This is a genomic window from Candidatus Burkholderia verschuerenii (assembly GCF_001189365.1).
GTDB lineage: Bacteria > Pseudomonadota > Gammaproteobacteria > Burkholderiales > Burkholderiaceae > Caballeronia > Caballeronia verschuerenii.
This window is the reverse complement of record NZ_LFJJ01000005.1, coordinates 1-19694: the sequence shown is the minus strand read 5'-3', so window position 1 is coordinate 19694 and position 19694 is coordinate 1. Positions and strand designations below refer to the sequence as shown.

Annotated in this window: 18 protein-coding genes and 2 pseudogenes; 4 read left to right on the top strand and 16 right to left on the bottom strand. The window is 65.1% G+C overall.

Annotated elements, in window-relative coordinates; all coding sequences use genetic code 11:
- Nucleotides 1–10 precede the first annotated feature (10 nt).
- Nucleotides 11–1021 carry a c-type cytochrome gene (locus BVER_RS02315; RefSeq protein WP_083452009.1) on the bottom strand — a complete coding sequence of 337 codons (1011 nt, stop codon included), beginning with the start codon at nucleotides 1019–1021 and terminating at the stop codon, nucleotides 11–13.
- Nucleotides 1018–1689, bottom strand: coding sequence for a c-type cytochrome (locus BVER_RS02310; protein WP_232316339.1), 672 nt, complete (start codon nucleotides 1687–1689; stop codon nucleotides 1018–1020). The genes BVER_RS02315 and BVER_RS02310 overlap by 4 nt, the downstream gene beginning before the upstream one ends.
- Before the next feature lie 293 nt (nucleotides 1690–1982).
- Between BVER_RS02310 and BVER_RS02305 the strand changes: the two genes are divergently transcribed.
- From BVER_RS02305 to BVER_RS02295, 3 genes are all read left to right on the top strand, one after another.
- Nucleotides 1983–2543 (top strand): DsrE family protein, encoded by a 561-nt coding sequence (locus BVER_RS02305; protein ID WP_050451957.1) that lies wholly within the window; start codon nucleotides 1983–1985, stop codon nucleotides 2541–2543.
- A gap of 22 nt (nucleotides 2544–2565) precedes the next feature.
- Nucleotides 2566–3561 carry a molybdate ABC transporter substrate-binding protein gene (locus BVER_RS02300; RefSeq protein WP_050451917.1) on the top strand — a complete coding sequence of 332 codons (996 nt, stop codon included), beginning with the start codon at nucleotides 2566–2568 and terminating at the stop codon, nucleotides 3559–3561.
- Between the two features lie 80 nt (nucleotides 3562–3641).
- The gene (locus BVER_RS02295; RefSeq protein ID WP_050451916.1) at nucleotides 3642–4676 is read left to right on the top strand and encodes a YeiH family protein; all 1035 of its coding nucleotides are present in this window, start codon (nucleotides 3642–3644) and stop codon (nucleotides 4674–4676) included.
- Nucleotides 4677–4703: 27 nt separating this feature from the next.
- On the opposite strand, the gene BVER_RS02290 is transcribed toward BVER_RS02295, so the two are convergent.
- The 11 genes and pseudogenes from BVER_RS02290 to BVER_RS02245 form a co-directional block, all read right to left on the bottom strand.
- Complete coding sequence (locus tag BVER_RS02290) at nucleotides 4704–5765, bottom strand: amidohydrolase family protein (protein WP_232316338.1); 1062 nt, start codon at nucleotides 5763–5765, stop codon at nucleotides 4704–4706.
- 38 nt (nucleotides 5766–5803) lie between these two features.
- Nucleotides 5804–6995, bottom strand: a pseudogene (locus tag BVER_RS02285) (acyl-CoA dehydrogenase family protein).
- A 24-nt stretch (nucleotides 6996–7019) separates the two neighbouring features.
- A complete protein-coding gene (locus tag BVER_RS02280) occupies nucleotides 7020–7958 on the bottom strand; it encodes a hydroxymethylglutaryl-CoA lyase (protein ID WP_050451955.1) in 939 nt (312 codons plus the stop codon).
- A 21-nt stretch (nucleotides 7959–7979) separates the two neighbouring features.
- Entirely contained in the window at nucleotides 7980–8186 is a 207-nt protein-coding gene (locus BVER_RS35045; protein WP_269750729.1) for an enoyl-CoA hydratase-related protein, read from the bottom strand.
- A 16-nt stretch (nucleotides 8187–8202) separates the two neighbouring features.
- On the bottom strand, nucleotides 8203–9951 hold the full coding sequence (locus BVER_RS33235) for a CoA transferase (RefSeq protein WP_269750728.1): 1749 nt from the start codon (nucleotides 9949–9951) through the stop codon (nucleotides 8203–8205).
- A 90-nt stretch (nucleotides 9952–10041) separates the two neighbouring features.
- Nucleotides 10042–10734 carry an ABC transporter ATP-binding protein gene (locus BVER_RS02265; protein ID WP_050451954.1) on the bottom strand — a complete coding sequence of 231 codons (693 nt, stop codon included), beginning with the start codon at nucleotides 10732–10734 and terminating at the stop codon, nucleotides 10042–10044.
- A complete protein-coding gene (locus BVER_RS02260; RefSeq protein WP_083452008.1) occupies nucleotides 10712–11539 on the bottom strand; it encodes an ABC transporter ATP-binding protein in 828 nt (275 codons plus the stop codon). The genes BVER_RS02265 and BVER_RS02260 overlap by 23 nt, the downstream gene beginning before the upstream one ends.
- Nucleotides 11536–12570: a branched-chain amino acid ABC transporter permease gene (locus tag BVER_RS02255; protein ID WP_050451915.1), complete on the bottom strand. Its 1035-nt coding sequence runs from the start codon at nucleotides 12568–12570 to the stop codon at nucleotides 11536–11538. The genes BVER_RS02260 and BVER_RS02255 overlap by 4 nt, the downstream gene beginning before the upstream one ends.
- Before the next feature lie 3 nt (nucleotides 12571–12573).
- Nucleotides 12574–13440, bottom strand: a complete 867-nt coding sequence (locus BVER_RS02250; protein WP_050451914.1) for a branched-chain amino acid ABC transporter permease — start codon at nucleotides 13438–13440, stop codon at nucleotides 12574–12576.
- Nucleotides 13441–13500: 60 nt separating this feature from the next.
- Nucleotides 13501–13635, bottom strand: a complete 135-nt coding sequence (locus BVER_RS35040) for a hypothetical protein (protein ID WP_269750727.1) — start codon at nucleotides 13633–13635, stop codon at nucleotides 13501–13503.
- A complete protein-coding gene (locus BVER_RS02245) occupies nucleotides 13593–14702 on the bottom strand; it encodes an ABC transporter substrate-binding protein (RefSeq protein WP_198155123.1) in 1110 nt (369 codons plus the stop codon). The genes BVER_RS35040 and BVER_RS02245 overlap by 43 nt, the downstream gene beginning before the upstream one ends.
- Nucleotides 14703–15016: 314 nt before the next feature.
- On the opposite strand from BVER_RS02245, the gene BVER_RS02240 reads away from it, so the two are divergent.
- Complete coding sequence (locus BVER_RS02240; protein ID WP_050451913.1) at nucleotides 15017–16072, top strand: LacI family DNA-binding transcriptional regulator; 1056 nt, start codon at nucleotides 15017–15019, stop codon at nucleotides 16070–16072.
- A gap of 37 nt (nucleotides 16073–16109) precedes the next feature.
- Here the strand turns inward: BVER_RS02240 and BVER_RS02235 are convergent, their stop codons facing one another.
- From BVER_RS02235 to BVER_RS02225, 3 genes and pseudogenes are all read right to left on the bottom strand, one after another.
- Nucleotides 16110–16889, bottom strand: a complete 780-nt coding sequence (locus BVER_RS02235; protein ID WP_050451912.1) for an SDR family NAD(P)-dependent oxidoreductase — start codon at nucleotides 16887–16889, stop codon at nucleotides 16110–16112.
- A pseudogene (locus BVER_RS32220) lies at nucleotides 16886–17694 on the bottom strand (SDR family NAD(P)-dependent oxidoreductase); the annotation flags it as partial. The gene BVER_RS02235 and the pseudogene BVER_RS32220, both read right to left, overlap by 4 nt.
- Before the next feature lie 34 nt (nucleotides 17695–17728).
- On the bottom strand, nucleotides 17729–19099 hold the full coding sequence (locus BVER_RS02225; RefSeq protein WP_050451911.1) for an MmgE/PrpD family protein: 1371 nt from the start codon (nucleotides 19097–19099) through the stop codon (nucleotides 17729–17731).
- Between the last annotated feature and the right edge of the window lie 595 nt (nucleotides 19100–19694).

Here is a 19694-nt window from a genome sequence, read left to right as displayed (position 1 = left end):
AGGCTGTCCGTCACAGTTTTCCGCCCGCGCGCAAGGTGCCGCCATTGGGCGTCGATCGGCTGCCGAGCGGCGCGCCGCCGTTCACGCTTTGCCCGTACATCGACTGCGGCGAATCGTGGAACTGCTTGCGCGTTTCCTCGACCGATTGCGTGTAGCGCGGGTCTTGCGGCCGGTCGTGACTGTCGATGAACATCGCCACGTCCCACGCTTCCTGATCGCTCAGCGTGCAGCCCTGCCCGAGCGGCATATTGCCCTTGATGAACGCCGCCGCATTCTTGATGCTGCCCATTCCGGCGCCCCAGTTGAACGACGCATCGCCCCACAGCGCCGGGAACGCGCTCGCCCCGTTGCGGGCGCGCTGGCCGCTGCCATCGGCCGCATGACACAGCGCACAACGCGCCTGATAGACCGCTTCGCCGCGATGATAGTCGGGCGTCTGCGCGGGCTTGGCGATCTTCGTATAGCCGCGCCCCGCGATCTTCGGATCGAGCGGCGCGCCTTGCGCGAGCCAGTACGAATACGATTCGAGCGCGACGAGCACCGGATCGCCGAGCGGCGGCGCCTTGCCGTTCATGCTGAAGCGAAAGCATCCCTGCAGGCGTTCGGCGAACGTATTGACGTGATGATTCTTCGACCGGTACGCCGGATACGACAGATACGCGGCCCACATCGGCGCGGAACCGGGCTTGCGTCCTTGATCGAGATGGCAGCTCGCGCAGCGCAGTTCGTTGCCGACATACGCCTTCGCATACTTGGCCGGATCGTTGAAGATGCGCTGACCTTCGGCCACGACCTTGCCGAAGTCGTCGTCGGGAATGGGACGATCGCTCGGCGTGAAATCGATCTTGCGCGCAGGCGCGGGCGCGGGCGTTGCAGATGCGGCGACCTTCTCGACCTGCGCTTTGGGATGCGCGGTGATCTCGACATCGGGCTTGAGCGAATGCGCAATCGCGCCGAATGCGACCGCGCCCGCCGCGCCCGCCACGAAGACCGACGTCCATGCGATAGATGCGTATTTCATCGTGCGACCCCTTGTTTGGCGCTTTCTTGCGCATTGTGAGCCGCAGCCGGTAACGACGCGAAGTATGTCGCGGCGGCATCCGCTTCCTGATCGGACAGACGTTTGGCCACTGCGCTCATCAGGCCGAGCGGTCCCGGCGCGCGCGTACCCGCCTTCCATGCCGCGAGCTGCGTCTTGATGTACGCGGCGGGCTGACTGGCGAGCGCGGGAAAGGCATCGCCGACGCCGCTGCCCTGATCGCCGTAACACGATACGCACGCAGGCACGCCGCTCTTCCAGTTGCCATGCAGCGCGAGTTGCTCGCCGAGCGCATCGGGCTTCTGTGTCGACGTCGACGAAGCCGACGATGGCGCATCCAGCGACGCAAAATACGCGGCCACATTCGCACGCGCCTCCGGCGTCATCCCTTTTGCGATGGGCATCATCACCGGCTGCTGACGCGCGCCGCTCGCGAAGTCGTTCAATTGCGCGGCGAGGTATCCGGCGGACAGGCCCGCGAGCCGTGGAAAGCCCGCTTGCGCGTTGCCCTCGCCGTGCGCGCCATGACACGCGATACACGCGGGCACCGCTGGCGGCACGCCCTGATGCGCGATGGCATCGCCTACGGCGCTATCCGGCGTTTGCGCGCTCGCCGCGATGCATGTCAGCATCGACATGCCGGCGATCATGGCACGCGTGATCGTTCTGATTGTGAGTGTCTCGTCTTTCATCGTCGTCTTGTTCCGGCAGTTCCAAAACAATGCGCTGCAAGCTTCGCAGACTTCGGGACGCGGCACTAATACCCATAAGAAATGCCTCGCATGCTTTTTTGTTATGCCACGCGCGCGGCGCATGCGACGATAGGGCTCGATCGGCGATCCATGCCTTCGAGGCATGGATCGCATATCACGAATGTATTTTCTGGATCGCCGCGCGACCGATAGACTCCGTTCGCATCGAATCGAACCTGGAGGTCGTGATCATGCGTTTAAGCAAAAGAACCCTCGCGGCGCTGCTGTTCATGTCGGCATCGGTCGTCGCGCAGGCAGCGGATTTCGACACGCCGGGCTTCTGGTCCACGCCGACGATCCACAACTACGGCAAGATCCATTACATGCGCGACTCGGCCTTCAAACCGAATCCCAAGCATTCCTACAAGATTGTCTTTTCGCTGACGCAAGCCTCGAAGACGCCGGACGAAGTGAATCCCGCGCTGGATCGCGTGGCGCGCACCGTCAACCTGTACGTGGCGGCGGGCGTGCCGCTCTCGCATCTGAAGATTGTCGCGGTCGCGTATGGCGCGGCGACGCCGCTCGCGCTCGACGACGCGCACTATCGCCTGAAATTCGGCACGCCGAATCCGAATCTGCCGCTGATCGCGGAGCTGAAGGATGCGGGCATTACGGTGTCGGTTTGCGCGCAGGCGGTGGCCGAGCATCAGTTGAAGTACGACTGGCTGTCCAACGACGTCACGCTGGCGCTCTCAGGTCTGACCACGGTCACGACGCTCGAATCCGAAGGCTATGTGCTGATGTCGCTCTGAACCGCGCGCACGAGAGACGATCATGACGCCATCACGCAAGACACTCGCTCGCGCGATGCTGAGCGCGAGCCTCGCCACCGCATTCGCGATGCAGCCGGCATTCGCGGACCCGACCGCTTCGATCGCGCCGCCGTGGCAGCACGGCGACAACAACGACGCCGTGAAGCGCGGCTTCGATTTCACCGAGCCCGACGCCGATAATCTGGCCGATTTTCACGGCGATCCGCAGCATCCCGCGCTCGCGTTGTATGTCGGCGGCAATTACTTCTTCGCGATGGCGCCGCTCGTCAGCGCGTTCGAGAAGCGCTATCCGGAATATCGCGGTCACGTGTACTGGGAGACGATTCCGCCCGGCATGCTCGTCAAGCAGATGGAGAACGGCGGCACCATCACGGTTAGCAATATGACGTGGACCGTGAAGCCCGATGTGTATCTCGCGGGCCTCAAGGCCGTCGACAAGCAGATCGAGCGCAAGCTGCTGAAAGCGCCCGCCGTGCCGTATGCAACCAACACGCTGACCATCATGGTCGCGAAGGACAACCCGACGCATATCGCCGGACTCGCGGACCTCGGCAAGCCCGATGCGCGTCTCGCCATGCCGAATCCCGAGTTCGAAGGCATCGCGCGGCAAATCAAGGCATCGCTCGCGCAGGCGGGCGGCGACGCGCTCGTGCAGACCGTCTACACCGACAAGGTGAAGGATGGCTCGACGCATCTCACGCATATTCATCATCGGCAGACGCCGCTGTGGATCATGCAGGGAAAAGCGCAAGCCGGCGTGACGTGGCAATCCGAAGCCATGTTTCAGGAGCAGGCCGGGCATCCGATCAGTCACGTCGATATTCCCGACGCCGACAACACCACCGCGATCTATGCGGGCGCGGTGACGGCTCAAGCGCCGCATCCGCAGGCCGCGCGGCGATGGCTCGATTTCATCCGTTCTCCTGAAGGCATGAGCATTTTCGAGCGATACGGTTTCAAGCCGTATCAACCGAAGACCGCGCCGCACGCGGGATAACGCGCTTTTTTCTGTCGTAGTCCCCGATTCGGGCCGAGGCCCGAGGACGGCACTCGCCCACACAAAACAGGACGTGAACCATGCCCACCGATTCCCTCGCCGCGTCTTCCTTGCCGGTCGGCTCGCGTCATCCGCGCACGTGGGCGGGATTGCTGCTCGCCGCCGGTATCGGCTGTGTCGCGTTGTGGCTCGGGCGGCTGCTGCCGGTGATCGGCGGGCCGGTTTTCGGCATCGTTCTGGGCATTCTGGTGCGTAACACGTTCTCGCCCGGCGGCCAGTTCGACGCGGGCATCCGCTTCGCGTCCAAGTACGTGCTGCAATGGTCGATCATCGCGTTGGGCGCGGGTCTGTCGCTTTCGCAAGTCGCGCATACGGGGCTCGATTCGCTTGCCGTGACGAGCGTGACGATCACGGTCGCCGGCGTGTCGGCGTGGGCGCTGGGACGGATGCTGGGCGTCGGCGGACGGCTCAAGCTGTTGATCGGCGTGGGCACGGCGATCTGCGGCGGCTCGGCCATCGCGGCGGTGACGCCGATCGTCAAGCCCGACGATCACGAAACCGCGTTCGCCATCTCGACCATCTTCCTGTTCAATCTGGTCGCGGTGCTGCTGTTCCCGGCGCTCGGGCATCTGCTGCATCTGTCCGATACGGGCTTCGGCATGTGGGCGGGCACCGCGATCAACGACACCTCGTCGGTCGTGGCGGCGGGCTACAGCTACAGCAAGGCGGCGGGCGATTACGCGACCGTCGTCAAGCTGACGCGCGCGACGCTGATCATCCCAATCTGCATCGCGCTGTCGCTGATCGTCGCGTATCGGGAAAAGCGCAACGGCGCGGGACGCGTGAATCTCGCACGCATCTTTCCGTGGTTCATTCTGTGGTTTCTGGTTGCATCGGCGCTGCGCACGTCGGGCGCGATTCCGTCGGCCGTGCAACCCGCCATTCACGATGCCGCCGAATTCATGATCATCGTCGCGCTCACCGCGATCGGGCTGTCGTCGAATCTGCGACGCATGGCGGCGACGGGCGTGCGGCCGATTCTGCTCGGGCTCGGTGTATGGGTGGCGGTGTCGGCGAGCAGTCTCGTCGTGCAGATGGCGATGGGGCAGATTTGAGCCTGCCTGCACTGCCCCATCGCGCCCTCACCCCAACCGATACACCCGCTTCGCCGTCCCCGAATACAGCGCGGTCTTCTCGCTCGACGACGCGCCCGCCGTGATTCGCTTGAAGCAGTTCCACAGCGTCACATAGCCGCTGCCCATCTTCTCGACCGGGAAATTGCTCTCGAACATGCAGCGATCGGGTCCGAACAATTCGATGCACGTTTCGATATACGGCTTCCACATCTCCGCCAGTTCGGCCGACGAAGGCGACGTCGCGACGACGTTGTAGTCGAACGCGACGAGCCGCATCATCATGCCGCCGAGTTTGACGGTGACGTTGGGCAGCGCGGCGAGCTCGACCATCTTCGGCTTCCACGCGGCGAACACCGCGTCGCGTTGATTCGCGTACGGGCCGTAGCCGAGCGGCCCGCCGCAATGTCCGAGGATGATGTTCACATCGGGCATCGCGCGCGCGAGATCGACGACATCGCCGAGCTGCGGATGAAACACCCACGCATCGTAAGACAGCCCGAGCGACGCGAGACACGCGATGCCCGCGCGCACCTCGGGCCGCGCCAGCATATGCGGACCATCCGACGTATAGCTGTTGCCGATGACCTCGCTCGCATCCCACGCGGTCGCGTAACGCACGCCGCGAAAGCGGCCATCGCCCGCGCGGATATGCGCTTCCAGCACCGGACGCACGGCTTCGCCCAGCGACAGATCCGCCAGCCCGACGATGCCCTGCGCGACGCGCGTCGGCCCGTAGTTGCCGCTTTCGCTCATCGCCGCGAGCCCCGCCGCGAAGGTGGTTTCGCCGACCGGACGAAACGCCTCCGGCCCGTCCTTGCGATACATCGCGTGGCATTCCAGAAAGACCGTCTGCACGATGTTGTGACCGGTCCCCGTATCGTCCGCGAACTCGCCGACGAGATAGCGGCTGCCCGGCAAATCCCACAAGTGATGATGCGTATCGACGATCGGCAAGTCAGGCTCGAGCGCTGCCTCGACCGGCTGCTTCGCGAGCCAGCCGGCATCCGGCGTCAGGATGCGCCCGAACATGCCCGGCTTCTTCTGCGCGTCCGTCATGAACAAAGCCATGCGTGTCTCCTTGTCTCTTTGATGTTCGTTGCATCGGATCAATACGAGCGCGGCAGTCCCAGCACATGTTCGGCGATGAACGCCAGAATCAGGTTGGTCGAGATCGGCGCGGTCTGATAGAACCGCACTTCGCGCCATTTGCGTTCGATGTCGTATTCGCGCGCATAGCCGAAGCCGCCGTGCGTCTGCAAGGTCGAATCGGCCGCGTGCCAGGTCGCCTCCGATGCAAGCAGCTTCGCCATGTTGGCTTCCGCGCCGCACGGCAGACCGGCGGCGAACATCGCGGCAGCCTTGCGCGACATCAGATCGGCGGCTTCGAGTTCCATGTACGCGCGCGCGAGCGGAAACTAGATGCCCTGATTCTGGCCGATCATCCGGCCGAAAACCTTGCGCTCGTTCGCGTAGTCGACGCCTTTCCTGAGCAGCCAGCGGCCATCGCCGATACATTCCTGCGCGACCAGAATGCGCTCCGCGTTCATGCCGTCGAGAATGTAGCGAAAGCCTCGGCCTTCCTCGCCGATCAAATTCTCGACCGATACTTCGAGGTTGTCGATGAACACTTCCGTCGTGTTGTGATTGATCAGCGCCTGCACGGGCCGGATCTCGATGCCCTTACCCTTCGCCTCGCGCAGATCGACCAGCAGCGTCGACAGTCCGTCAGTCTTCTTCTTGCACTGCTCGACGGGCGTCGTGCGCACCAGCAGCAGCATCAGGTCCGAATACAGCGCGCGCGACGTCCACAGCTTTTGGCCGTTGACGATGTACTTGTCGACGCGACGCTCGGCGCGCGTCTTCAGTTGCGTGGTGTCGGACCCAGTGGTCGGCTCGGTCACGCCGAACGCCTGCAGACGCAATTCGCCCGACGCGATCTTGCAGATAGCGCTACTTCTGCTCCTCGCTGCCGTGACGCAGCAGCGTGCCCATGATGTACATCTGCGCGTGCGCCGGACTCGCGACGCAGCCGCTCGCGTTGATCTCCTCGAGAATCACCACCGCCGCGCGCAACGGCAGGCCCGCGCCGCCGTATTCCTCGGGGATCAGCGCGCCGAGAAAACCGGCATCGGTGAGCGCCTGCACGAATTCGCTCGGATAGCCGTCGAGCCGACGCCAGTATTCGCCGGGATAATCGGCGCAGATTCGGCGCACCGCGTCGCGCAGGTCGGCGTAATCCTCGCGCTCGGTCGAAATGGAAACGTCCGTCAGGTTTGCTGCTTCGGCTAGTTGGTTCATGATGAAGGTCCGTTGAATCGGGGTTCAGGCGAGCACTGCGCGCGTGTCGTAGGTCTTCGGCAAGCCGGCCCGGCTGATCGCGCCGACGAACGGCTCGCCTGGCAGCCAGGTTTCGATCTCGCGGCGCAGTTCGAGCAGCGCGCGCACGTCGATGCCGGTGTCGAGGCCCATCGATTTGAGCAGATACACGCAGTCTTCCGTATTGATGTTGCCGGTCGCGTTCGACGCGAACGGACAGCCGCCGAGCCCGCCGAGCGATGCATCGAAAATCCGCACGCCGGTCTGCGCGGCGGCATCGACATTGGCGAGGCCGAGGCCGCGCGTATCGTGAAAATGGCAGGTCAGCGGACGGCCGCCGACGCGCGCGATCACCTCGCGCATCAGCGCGCGCACTTGCGCCGGATTCGCGTAGCCGACCGTATCGGCGATGGTGATCTCGTCCGCGCCGTGCGCGAGCAGTTCGTCGAGAATGCCGAGCACGCGATCCGCCCGCACCTCGCTGCTGATCGCGCAGCCGAACGCCGTCGCGATGCCCGCGCCCACCACCAGATCGGGCGCCGCCTCCTTGCGCCATTCGATGATGCGGCCGAAGTCCTCGACCGATTCCGCCGTCGAGCGCCGCACGTTCTTCTGGTTGTGCGCGTCGCTCGCGGACAGCACGAAGTCGATCTTGCGCAGACCCGCTTCGGCGGCGCGCTGCGCGCCTTTCAGGTTCGGCACCAGCGCCGATGCATGCAACCCGGCGATGCCGAGCGCCGCGCGCGCCACCTCGACCGAATCGCCGAATTGCGGCACCAGTTTCGGCGGCACGAACGACGTCACCTCGATTTCCCACACGCCCGCCGCGACCTCGCGCGTGCACCATTCGATCTTCTGTTGCGCCGTGAGGATCGTGCCGACCATCTGCAGGCCGTCGCGCAATCCGACTTCGCGCACTGTCGCTTTGTCGCTTCGCTCTCTCATGTTCATCGCTCGGCTCCTTGCTCAAACGCCCTTGAAATCCGGCTTGCGCTTCTCGTTGAAGGCCAGCACGCCTTCGAGGCGGTCTTTCGTCGGCACCATGCGGTTGTAGGCTTCGATTTCGAAGGCGAGGCCGTCCGCCAGCGACATCTGCAAGCCGCGATGGATCGCCTGCTTGGCCTGACGCACGGAGATCGGCGCGTTGGCCGCGATGCGCAGCGCGATCTGCATCACGCGATCCGCCAGTTCAGCGCCGGGGCACGACTTCGTTGACGAAGCCCCAGTTCTGCGCCTGCTGCGCGGAAAACGGCAGTCCGCTCAGAATCAGTTCCTTCGCGCGCCGTTCGCCGAGCGCGCGCGGCAAGGTCTGCGTGCCGCCGCCGCCGGGCATGATGCCGAGCGTCACTTCGGTGAGCGCGAAGCGCACGTGATCGGCCGCGTACAGGAAGTCGCAGGTCGCCGCCAGTTCGCAGCCGCCGCCGTACGCCGCGCCGTTGATCGCGCCGATTAGCGGCACCGGGCAATCGATCATCGCGCGCACCATGCGCTCGAAAATCGCGTGTTGCGCGAGCCATTGGGCATCGCTCATGCCCTTGCGCTCCTTGAGATCGCCGCCCGCGCAGAACGCCTTCTCGCCCGCGCCCGTCAGCAGGATCACGCGCTGCCCGTGCGACGACAAGGCGAACTGTTCGAAGAACGCGACCAGATCGCGGCCCATCTGCGTGTTGATGGCGTTGGAGTATTCCGGCCGATGCAGCGTGACGCGCAGCACCCGCTCCTGCGGCTGATCGATGCGCAAGGTCTCGAAGGTCGTCTGAAGCTCAGTTTCCACAATGCTCTCCTGAGTTATGAAGGGTTTCGCCCGCCAGCGCGTCGGACGCCTCGTTGTGCGCGCCGAGCGCCGGCGCGATCCCGCGCGCGGCCGCCGGCCGTCCAGCGTGATCGCCACGCCCATCAGCGGCAGCGTGTCGCCGTCGCAGGGTTCGAGCATGCCGAGCGCGACCGTCTGCGGATGCGCGGCGACGCGATCCACTTCGAGCAGCGGCGCATTCGGCACGCCCGCAGTGTCGAGGCGCTGCGAGAGTTCGTCGGCGGCGTGCCGCGCGATCGCTTCTTCGAGAATCGGCAGCAGCGTGTCGCGGTTGTGCACGCGTTGCGCGTTGGTCGCGTAGCGCGGGTCCGTCGCCAGTTCCGGCCGATCGAGCGCGCGGGCCAGCCGCGCGAACAGGCCGTCGTTGCCGGCGGCGATCATCAGCCACGAATCGGCGGCGCGGAACGCCTGATACGGCACGATCTGCGCGAGTCCCGAGCCGTGCGAGCGCGGCACCTTGCCCGACGCGCTGTAGGTCGCCACGGGCACGGTCATCCACGCGAGGCCGGTTTCGTACAGCGAGGTCGCGACGCGGCCGCCCCGGCCATCGAGCTCGCGCGAAAGCATCCGCGAGAGCATGCCGATCACCGCCCACATGCCCGAGCCCTGATCCACCAGCGATACGCCGACGCGCACGGGCGGCCGCTCCGACTCGCCGGTAATGCTCATGATGCCCGTCGATGCCTGCGCGAGCAGGTCGTAGCCCGGCTTGCCCTGCAACGGCCCGACATGGCCGAACGCGCCGATGTCGCACCAGATCAGCGACGGCTTTTGCGCCAGCAAGCGCTCCGGATCGAGACCGAACTTCGCCAGCAAACCGGGGCGCAGGTTCTGGATCACGCCGTCGGCTTCATCGAGGATCGATTGACGCAGGCGCTCGCACTGGCCCGCATCCGAAAAATCGACGGTGATGCTTTCCTTGCCGCGATTGAGCGCCAGATACGTCACCGATTCGTCGTTCCAGAACGGCGACCCCCAATGACGCGCGTGATCGCCGCCGTCCGGGTTCTCCACCTTGATGACGCGCGCGCCGAGATCGGCCAGAATCTGCCCCGCGTACGGCGCGGCCACGCTGGTTCCGAGTTCGTAGATCACCGTGCCGGCAAGCGGCATCTCGTCTTGCATATGTCTCCCCATCTTCGGCTCAGTTTCGGTTGCGGTGGTTCGATGAATCGTTTCATTTTTGCTTCGGCCAAGCGGATCGATACAACGCGCTCAGAGATACTCGTCGCTCAGCGCCAGCGCGCTGATCGTCTGCACATCGCCTTCGTGACGCACTTCGCCGCCGCGCATCACATAGCCGCGCGTGGCGAGCTTGAGCGCGGGCCGCGCCATCTGCTCGCTCATCAGGATGGTCGTGCCGCGCCGCTGGATTTCGCGGATCGCATCGCTGATGCGCGCGATCCAGATCGGCGCGAGGCCGAAGAACGGTTCGTCGAGCAGCAGGATTTGCGGTGCGGCGCACATCGCCCGCGCGAAGGCGACGATCTGTTGCTGCCCGCCGCTCAACTGGCCCGCCGGCTGCGCCTCGCGCTCGCGCAGCAGCGGGAAGATTTCGCATAGCCAGCCGTACGCGTCGCGCTGCTCGCGGGCAGGCTTGCCGCACGCGCCCGACAGCACGTTGTCGCGCACCGACATGGTCGCGAACACGCGCCGTCCTTCGGGCGAATAGCCGATGCCCAACCGCGCGCGCTGATCGGCGCGCAAACGCCTCAGATCGCGGCCTTCCAGTTCGATGCTGCCCGCGAACGGCGCCACCGCGCCGATGATCGCCTTGATCAGGCTGGACTTGCCCGCGCCGTTCGCGCCGACCAGCAGCACGGTCTCGCCGCGCCCGATATCGATCGAGACGCGCCGCAGCGCCGTCACGCCGCCGTAGCTCACTTCAATGTTGCGAACCGTCAGCATCCGCCGTCTCCTCGATCTCTCCGACATACGCCGCGAGCACGTCCTTGCGGCTGAGCACTTCCGCCGTTTCGCCGGCCGCGAGCAGCCGCCCGCCGTCGAGCACGATCACGCGCTCGCACAGCCGCCGGATCAGGTCGATGTCGTGCTCGACGATCAGCACGCTGCAACCCAGCGCCTCGCGCGCCTTGTGGATGAAAAAGTCGATATACTCGCGCTCGCGCCGCTCCAGCCCGGCGGCAGGTTCGTCCATCAGCAATACCGATGGTTTGGCGATGAACGCGAGCAGCAGCCCGAGCATCTTCTGCAGGCTGTAGGGCAGCTTGTCGCTCATTTCATCGAGACGCGGCGCGAGCTCGAAGCGCTCGAACATCTCGCTGACATGCGCGTGCTGCGCGGCATCGCTGCGGCTGAAGCGCAACGCGTAGCCCAAGTTTTCGCGCACCGACTTCGAACGGAACGTGTTGGTTTGCTGGAACGTGCGCACCAGTCCGTGACAGCTTACTTCGTGCAGCGGCAAACCGCCGATCTCGCGTCCGCGTAGCGTGATGTGGCCGCCCGTGCAGCCGGTCGAGCCACACAGCACGTTGATCAGCGTGGTCTTGCCCGCGCCATTCGGCCCGATCACGCCGAGCACTTCGCCCACGCCCAGCTCGAAACTCAGGTTCTCGAATACCTTCAGGCCGCCGTAGCGCTTGGTGACGCCGTTCACGCGCAGCGCAGCGCCGTGTCCCGCGCCGGCCGATTCCGTTACCGTCGAAGGCGCGAACGACGTGGACGATGCCGTGGTGGATGCCGTCGTGCTCATTCCCGTGCCTCCCTCGGCGATGCGCCGGACAGGTTGCCGTGCCCGCGGCTGCGCACGGCCGCGAGCAGGCGTTCGCCGATCTTGCCGAGCACGCCCGCCACGCCCGACGGCGCGACCAGCACGATGATCATCACCAGCAGGCCGAACAGCCCGTTCGAATATTCGCCGCCGATGCTGAAGAACGCCGTCGCCCACACGAGCAGCCCCGCGCCGACGATCGCGCCGAGCATGCCGCCCTGCCCGCCGATGATCGCGTAGGCGATGTAAGTCACGCCGTTGTTGGCCGCGAACGATGACGGATGCGCCATCAGCAGCATGTTGACGAGCGAGAATCCGGCCAGCCCCGCGAGTCCCGCCGCGAGACAGAACGCCAGCGCCTTGTAATGCCACACGACCAGCCCGAGACTGCGCGCCAGCAGTTCGTTCTCGCGGATGCCGTCGAACGGATCGCGGAAGGCGCGCAGTGTCGCCCACACGATCAGCACGGCGATCAGCGCGAGACCGGTCGCGATCAGCAGCACCGAGCGGTTATCCATGAAGTCGATGCTGCCGAAGCTCGGCGCGGGGACGCCGGTCAGGCCGTTCGCGCCGCCGGTCAGTTCGGAGAATTCGAACAGCAGCAACTGCACGATCTCCGACAGCACGTAAGTCACCAGCACGAAGTACACGCCGCGCAGCACCAGCACCAGCACCAGCACGCCGAGCGGCAACGCGATCAGCATCGGCAGGAAGAAGCTGACGCCGGTGAGCACGACGAGATTGGTCGTCGCGTTCAACGCGCACCACGCCGACGCGTATCCGCCGATGCACATGAACGCCGGCACCGCGAAGCTGATCAGATTGATCCGCAGCATCAGATAGACGCTCAGCGCGGCCGGCACCGCGATCAGAATCTGATTGGTGATCGAATAGACCTTTTGATCGGTGGAGAGGAACGGGATCAGCACGGCCAACGCGACCAGTGCGACCGCCACATAGCCCGATACGTCCGCCCGCGTGCGCCTGACCGCCCAGGATTGCGACATTTCCATGACTTACGCTCCTCTCACTTCGCGGCCGAACAAACCCGACGGCTTGACGATCAGCAGGATCAGGACGAGCACGAACAGCGCCAGCGCGCCGCGCGATCCGCCCAGATAGACGCTCGAATACGCTTCGACGAGACCCACGATGACGGCGGCCGCCACCTCGCCCCACAAGCTGCCGAGCCCGCCCAGAATGACGACGATGAACGAGGTCGCCAGCACCGGCTCGCCGACGTGCGGCGACAGCGACAGAATCGGCGTGACGAGCGCGCCGGTCACGCCCGCCAGCGCCGTCGCGATACTGAACGCGAGCGGGAACATCAGATTCGCGCGCAGGCCGAGCGTCGACGCCGTTTCGCGATCGCTCGCCAGCGCCCGCAACGCGCGGCCGAAGCCGGTCTTGAACATCAGCAGATACACCCCGCCGATGATGCACGCGCTCACCGCCACCGTGATCAGATTCGACAGCGGCACGCGCACCGGTCCCATCTCCAGCACGCCTTCGACCGGAAACTTGAACTCCGGCGATTCCGCGCCGAAGCCGCCGACCAGACCCGTCGTGATGAGCATCGACAGGCCGAGCGTGAGCATCAGCGTGGACAGGTGATCGTCGATCACGCGCTGGATCAGCAGCAGCTCGAAGACGTAGCCGATCGCGCCCGTCACCAGCGCCGCGATCACCACGGCGACCGGATACGGCATGCCGAGATGGCTGACCGCGGCATATGCCACGTAGCCGCCGAGCGCATAGAACGCGCCGTGCGCGAAATTCATCACGCCGAGAATGCCGAAGATCAGCGTGAAGCCGAGCGCGAGCAGCGCGTATTGCGAGCCCAGGCTCAGGCCGATCATGGCGGTCGCGATAAACGCTGTCATTGCGGTCTCCTCCTCTGCTGCGCGCGCGTGCGGGACGGTACTGGCATCATCGTTGGCCGGTTATTTACCGGTCGCGGCGGGCACCTTCTGCACCGGCAGATACTTGCTGTCCACGATCATCCCAATACCGAACGGGAACGACAGTTCCTGATTCACGCCGAAGAACTCCTTGCCGATCCATTGACCCTTGCCCATGTTCGGATCGTCGACGGGCAGGCCGCGCAGCGCTTCGGCAACCTTGGTCGGGTGGCCGTGCCGGCTTTCGAGATCGCCTTGAGCACCATCCGCGAAGCCGTGAGCCATTGATAGAACAGCGTGTTCTGCGGCGCATCCTTGTTGAAGTAGCCCTTGTACTGCTCGTCCACTTTGGCGAGTTCGGGATCGCGCACCACTGGCTCATACCAGTACATGTTCTTCACGACGTCGAGGCCGCCCGCCACGCGCACGATTTCCTCCGTGCCCGGACCGCCCAGATGCCCGATCGGACCGTTGAAGCCCGCATCGCGCAACTGCTTGATGACGGTGCCCGTATCGCCCGGCGGCGACGACGCGAGTTCCACCGCGTCGGGCTTGCCGGCCAGCACGCGCAGCACGATCGGCGCGAAGTTGGTGGTGCCGCGCTGGTAGTACTCCTCGGCCGTGTCGATGCCGTTCTTCTTGTACATCGCGGCATCGACGGAAGCGACGTCGGTGCCGCCCTGATCGTTCGGCGCCATCACGACGACCTTCTTCATGTTGAAGCGCGCCTTCGCCGCCTTGATGATCGGATCGGCCCAGCCGCTCGGTCCCGGCCCGAAGTGAAACACCAGCGGCCAGCGCGGCCCGATCACGTCCTTCGCGTAGCTGTTCGCCATCACGAGGATGCCGTTGCGCGCGACGATCGGCTTGATGCCCGTGACTTCCGGCGATCCCACCGGCCCGATGATGATCTTGATGCCCTGACTCGCCAGCTGATTGCCCGCCGACGCGGATGCTTCGCCCGTGTACTTGCTGTCGAGCGCGGTGAAGCTGACGGTGCACTTCTCCTGGCCGATCTGCAGGCCACCGGTCGCGTTCACTTCCTGCGCGGCGAACGCCACGCCTTCGCGCAGCGCGATGCCCCAGCTCGCGGCGGGGCCCGACAACACGGCGACGACGCCGATCTTCACGTCGCATGCAGCCGCGTGCGCGGCGACGCTCATCGACAGGATGCTCGCGGCCAGCGCGAACTTCAGAGGTTTCAGGGACGGCTTGGGTTGGTCAAAAACGCGCGTGCGGAACATCCGGCTTGTCTCCTTGATTTTTTTCGAGTCGGACCGTTCGCGCGAAGCTCGTTGATCGGACTTGAAGCCGACCTGCGCGACGGAGAACCCAGTCTATGAGAGCGCCCTGTGAGCCTCAATGAAACGTTTCATTTTTTACGTGTTATTCCTAGTGCGTGGGGATAGTTACCGCATATTGTGAAATGCCGTAGAGTACTGATCCATGGGGCTTGCCACCCCGACTACCGGTTTTTACAGAGCACTCAGAATCAACTGAAAGGAATACAAATTTCCGCCGTTCCCACTGTCTCGTTCACGCCTCGCCGGATGGTCCGATGAAGTCCGCATCCCGCAAGACCATCCCGCCCGCCAAGACGGCCGTCACGATGCGCGATGTCGCGGCCGCCGCGCGCGTCTCGCTCGGCACGGTGTCGCGCGTCGCGAACAAGCATCCGAGCGTGAAGCCGCTGATCCGCGCGCGCGTCGAGGCGGCCATCGCGGCGACCGGCTGGCAGCCGAACGTGGTCGCGCAAAGCATGCGCACCGCATCGACGAAGGCGATCGGCTGCCTGCTGCCGGACTCGCGCAATCCGCTGTTTGCATCCATCGTCAAGGGCGCGGAGGAAGTGCTGCGGCGTTACGGTTACGCGTTCATCCTCGCCAACAGCAACGGCAAGGTCGAGCATGAAATCGAACTGCTCAAGCTGCTGCTGCAACGCCGCGTCGACGGCCTGCTGTTCGCGCCGTCCGACGAATACGACGAACGCATGATCAAGCTGATCGAGAGCACGCATGTGCCGACCGTGCTGATCGAGCGCGAGTTTCCGGAGAAGTGCGACCATGTCGTGTCGAATCAGTGCAACGGCATTCATCAGGCGGCCGAATATCTGTTGTCGCTGGGGCATCGGCGCATCGCGCTGATTACCGGCGCGTCGAGCATCCGGCCCGGACGCGAACGTTTCAAGGGCTTCGTCGAGGCGCACGAAGCGGCCGGCTTGCCGATCGACCCGTCGCTGCTGCGGCTCGACAGTCTCGACGCCACCTACGGCTATCAGGAAGTGCAATCGCTGATGTCGATGGAAACGCCGCCCACCGCGATTATCCTCGGCGGCAACATGATGCTCGCGGGCGCGCTGCGCGCACTCACGCTCAAGGGCGTGCAGGTGCCGCAGGACGTCTCGATCATCGCGGTCGGCGATACCGATCTGGCCGAACTCGCGTCGCCGCCCATCACGACGGTGCGCTGGGACCTCGAAGGCATGGGCCGCAACGCCGCACAGGTGATGCTCAGCCGCATGCCGGGATCGGCGGTCAAGTCGACGCAGACGCGCCGCATCACGATTCCGACCGAGATCGTGCTGCGCCGCTCCTGCCGCGGTCCGCGCGACTGATCTGCGTGGCGCGTGAACGCAATAGCGGCTACTTCGGCTACTGCGCGAGAAAGCCGCCGTCCACCGGCAGGATGTGACCCGTCACCATCGCGGCGGCATCGGACGCCAGATACAGGCACGCGTGGGCGACATCGGCGGTGCTCGCGAAGCGTCCGAGCGGCGTCATCTCGCGGCTCTTCGCCATGAACATCGCGTTGTTCTTCAACGGCGCGATCAGATCGGTATCGACCCAGGTCGGCGCCAGCGCGTTGACGCGCACGCACGCCCGCGCCCATTCGACGGCTAGCACCCGCGTGAAGTTGACCACCGCGCCCTTCGACGCCTGGTACGAAATGTTCGGATACACGCCGCCGCCCGACACGCCGAAGATCGACGCCATATTGACGATCGCGCCGCGCCCGCGCGCCACCATATGACGCCCGGCGGCACGCGCGCACAAAAACGTGCCGGTGAGATTGACCGACACCACCTGCTCCCATTCTTGCGCGCTCAGTTCGAGCGTGGGCCGCCGGATCGCGATGCCCGCGTTGTTCACCAGCACGTCGATCTGGCCTTCCGCGCGCGCGATCTCGTCGAACACGGCATCGACCTGCGCTTCGTCGCGGACATCGAGCCGATGCGCGCGCGCCTGCGATCCGAGCGCGAGCGCGGTCGCCTGCGCCGCTTCGATATCGCGATCGAGCACGATCACGCGCGCGCCGACGGCGGTGAACAACTCGCCCACCGCCCGGCCGATGCCGCGCGCGCCGCCCGTGATCGCCGCGACCCGGCCATCGAGCCTAAAAGCGTGCAGCGCGTCGTCAAGCCCGTCGGTCATAACTTGTCCATCGCTCCGTCCGCGACCAGCACCGCGCCGTTCATGAACGCGGAGACATCGGAGAGCGCGAACACGATCAGGCTCGCCAGTTCCTCGGGCGTGCCCCAGCGGGTATTGCGCATCGCCTGATTCTTCGCCCATTGGGTGCGCGCGTCCTCGGCTTAGTTGTCGTCGAGCGGACGCTTGGCGAGTTCGCGCTCCCATTTGCCGAAGCGTTCCGGCGTCTGCACGAAGCCCGGCACGACGCAATTCACGCGGATATTCTGCGGCGCGAATTCGTTGGCGAGAATCTTCGACAGCCGGATTTCTGCCGACTTCGACGGCCCCGTGCACGACGACAGAAACGGCTGATTCAGCACCATGATGCCGGTCTCGCCCGACACGTTGACGATGTGGCGCCGCCGCGCTCGAGCATCATCGGCACGATGCGCTGGCAGATGCGGAACTGCGCGAAGAAGTTGATCGCGGTGCCGTATTGCAGCTCTTCGTCGGTGACCTCGAGAAACGGCTTATAGGTGCCGGTGCCCGCGTTGTTCACCAGCAGATCGATCCAGCCGAGCTTGGTGCGGATCACGTCCGGCAGGCTCGCGATCTGCTCGACATTGGTCACGTCGAGCGACATCGCCTCGACCATGCGGCCCGTCGTGCCCTTGATGTCTTCCACCGCTTCCTGCAACGCGTCGTGACGGCGCGCGCAGATCAGCACGTCCGCGCCTTCGCCCGCCAGCCGGCGCGCCGTTTCCAGACCGATGCCCTTGCTGCCGCCGGTCACGACGGCCTTCTTTCCCGCGAGTCCCAGATCCATCGTTCCTCCGCTTGTTGATCGAGTCAGCGTCCGCTCAGGCGAGCGCGGTGCTGAACAGGTCGAGTTCGCGCACCGAGCCGAGCGTCTTCAGGTTCGACAGTTGATCGAACAAGGCGCCCGTGCCGTCGCCGAGCACGTCCTGCGCGCAATCGACGAACTTCTCGCGCAACTCGTCCTGCGTGAGACGCCGCTGCCAGCTGCCCTTCGGACGCGTGACCGGATCGGCCTTCAGCTCGCGGCCGTCCTTCATCACGAAGGTCACTTCATCGACGGGCGCGAACGGTTGATCCCAGTCCTTCGCGAGTTCCTTGGTCGTCGTCACGTTCACGCGCGACATCAGTTCCTGCACGTCGGCGCGCGTGACGAATTCGTCGGTGAGTTCGCGCAGGCCGACGCGTCCGGCCAGCAGCGCGCTCGCCATCGGAAATTCCATGCTGAACTTCGCTTCGAGGCCGGTTTGCGGCGCGCGATTGCGCAGCATCAGACGCTGCGTTTCGCCGGTCAGCACGCGCACTTCGGCGACGGCATCGGCGGCGACGGATTCGGCCGCGCGCAGGGCGAGCACCGCGTCGATCGCGCGATGCGTCGCATAGCAGATCGGATAGCGCTTCACGTTGACGCCGTAACCCGGCATGCGCCATTCGCGGCCCAGCCGATGATCGCGCTCGGCGAGATCCGGCTCGCGCGACGGCGAATGCGTGCGCATGAAGCCGGTGCGATGCTCCATCGCGTCGACGGAGGCCGTGTAGCCGGCCTTCGCCAACGTCGCGGCCAGCACGCCCGATTGCGCCGCGCGGCCCGCGTGCAGCGATTTCGTCATGCTGCCGAAGTTGCCGACCAGCCCCGCCGCCAGCGATGCGCTCAACGCGACCGCGTGCGTCGCCTGCTCGACGGTGAGCCGCTGAAGGTACGCGCACGCGACCGCCGTCGCGATGGTGCCGAGCACGGCCGTCGGATGAAAACCGAGATCGTGGAAGTGGCCCGGTTCGAGATCGTCGAGCAACGCCCAGGTTTCGTATCCGGCGATATACGCCGCCAGCATGTCGCGGCCGCTGCTGCCCGACGCCCAGCCTTGCGCGAGAATCGCCGGCGTGAGCACGGTGCTCGGATGGCCCGCCAGCGCGACGTCGTCGTAATCGAGCACGTGCGCCGAGACGCCGTTCACCAGCGCGGCGTCGGCCGGCGCGAGCCAGCGGCGCGACGGCACGACCGGCGCGCCGCGTTCGGCGTCCACGTCGATACAGGTGCGCTGGATGATGTTCGGCGCGGGTTCCTTCGAGCCCGCGAGCATTACGCCGATGCAATCCGCGATGCCCGTCTGCGCGCCTTCCAGCGATGCATCCGGCACGGCGGACAGTTCGAATTCGGCCGCGAATCGGCCGATCTGCCGGGTCAAGCCTTCCATTGCGTGTCTCCTGTATCTGGGCGTTTTTTCGGTCTGAACGCGCGCGATGCGTCAGGCGCGGTCAGACGTGCCAATGTCGTTAAAACGTTTCATTTCTGACAGCAAAATCGAAGCTCGAATGACGCGTTCATACATATCTGATTTAACGTGAACGCCATTCACGCAGACGCGTGCGTCGGCTGATAGGCGTGTGCCTGGACGCCGCTTCGCGTTAGAACGTTTCAAATCTATTGAGGCCAACGATCACTGTCAAATGCGGGTTATCCCGACTCGAACGGCTCGGCGCGCATCGACGAATCCCGCAAAGCCGCGCCGGGCGGCGCTCACCGGCGTTCTCGCCGTGCCCGGATCCGGCCATTCCTCGTCTTTGCAAAATACAAAAACTATAAATTATTTTGGTCGCCACGCTGATTCATGCCGGCGCACGGATGAGCATGGGTATGCGTGGACGCGTGCCGCACTCTTCACTTCTTAGTCGGCCCTTCAGAATTAGTCGAAGTCAAGGGTGGCAAGGGGCCGCCGGAAGATCGTGTTTCCCAGAACTCCCAGAAGCAATATTGATCTGAATGGTTTCCTGGGAGTTTGGAACTTCGCC

What these genes read in the sequence shown, in the direction of transcription:
- BVER_RS02260 (WP_083452008.1), bottom strand. Translation starts at nt 11,539, where the DNA reads ATGAGCACGACGGCATCCACCACGGCATCGTCCACGTCGTTCGCGCCT.
- BVER_RS02240 (WP_050451913.1), top strand. Translation starts at nt 15,017, where the DNA reads ATGAAGTCCGCATCCCGCAAGACCATCCCGCCCGCCAAGACGGCCGTC.
- BVER_RS02235 (WP_050451912.1), bottom strand. Translation starts at nt 16,889, where the DNA reads ATGACCGACGGGCTTGACGACGCGCTGCACGCTTTTAGGCTCGATGGC.
- BVER_RS02225 (WP_050451911.1), bottom strand. Translation starts at nt 19,099, where the DNA reads ATGGAAGGCTTGACCCGGCAGATCGGCCGATTCGCGGCCGAATTCGAA.
- BVER_RS02295 (WP_050451916.1), top strand. Translation starts at nt 3,642, where the DNA reads ATGCCCACCGATTCCCTCGCCGCGTCTTCCTTGCCGGTCGGCTCGCGT.
- BVER_RS02245 (WP_198155123.1), bottom strand. Translation starts at nt 14,702, where the DNA reads ATGTTCCGCACGCGCGTTTTTGACCAACCCAAGCCGTCCCTGAAACCT.
- BVER_RS02315 (WP_083452009.1), bottom strand. Translation starts at nt 1,021, where the DNA reads ATGAAATACGCATCTATCGCATGGACGTCGGTCTTCGTGGCGGGCGCG.
- BVER_RS33235 (WP_269750728.1), bottom strand. Translation starts at nt 9,951, where the DNA reads ATGCAAGACGAGATGCCGCTTGCCGGCACGGTGATCTACGAACTCGGA.
- BVER_RS02310 (WP_232316339.1), bottom strand. Translation starts at nt 1,689, where the DNA reads ATGATCGCCGGCATGTCGATGCTGACATGCATCGCGGCGAGCGCGCAA.
- BVER_RS35045 (WP_269750729.1), bottom strand. Translation starts at nt 8,186, where the DNA reads ATGCAGATCGCGCTGCGCATCGCGGCCAACGCGCCGATCTCCGTGCGT.
- BVER_RS35040 (WP_269750727.1), bottom strand. Translation starts at nt 13,635, where the DNA reads ATGGGCAAGGGTCAATGGATCGGCAAGGAGTTCTTCGGCGTGAATCAG.
- BVER_RS02300 (WP_050451917.1), top strand. Translation starts at nt 2,566, where the DNA reads ATGACGCCATCACGCAAGACACTCGCTCGCGCGATGCTGAGCGCGAGC.
- BVER_RS02250 (WP_050451914.1), bottom strand. Translation starts at nt 13,440, where the DNA reads ATGACAGCGTTTATCGCGACCGCCATGATCGGCCTGAGCCTGGGCTCG.
- BVER_RS02265 (WP_050451954.1), bottom strand. Translation starts at nt 10,734, where the DNA reads ATGCTGACGGTTCGCAACATTGAAGTGAGCTACGGCGGCGTGACGGCG.
- BVER_RS02280 (WP_050451955.1), bottom strand. Translation starts at nt 7,958, where the DNA reads ATGAGAGAGCGAAGCGACAAAGCGACAGTGCGCGAAGTCGGATTGCGC.
- BVER_RS02255 (WP_050451915.1), bottom strand. Translation starts at nt 12,570, where the DNA reads ATGGAAATGTCGCAATCCTGGGCGGTCAGGCGCACGCGGGCGGACGTA.
- BVER_RS02290 (WP_232316338.1), bottom strand. Translation starts at nt 5,765, where the DNA reads ATGGCTTTGTTCATGACGGACGCGCAGAAGAAGCCGGGCATGTTCGGG.
- BVER_RS02305 (WP_050451957.1), top strand. Translation starts at nt 1,983, where the DNA reads ATGCGTTTAAGCAAAAGAACCCTCGCGGCGCTGCTGTTCATGTCGGCA.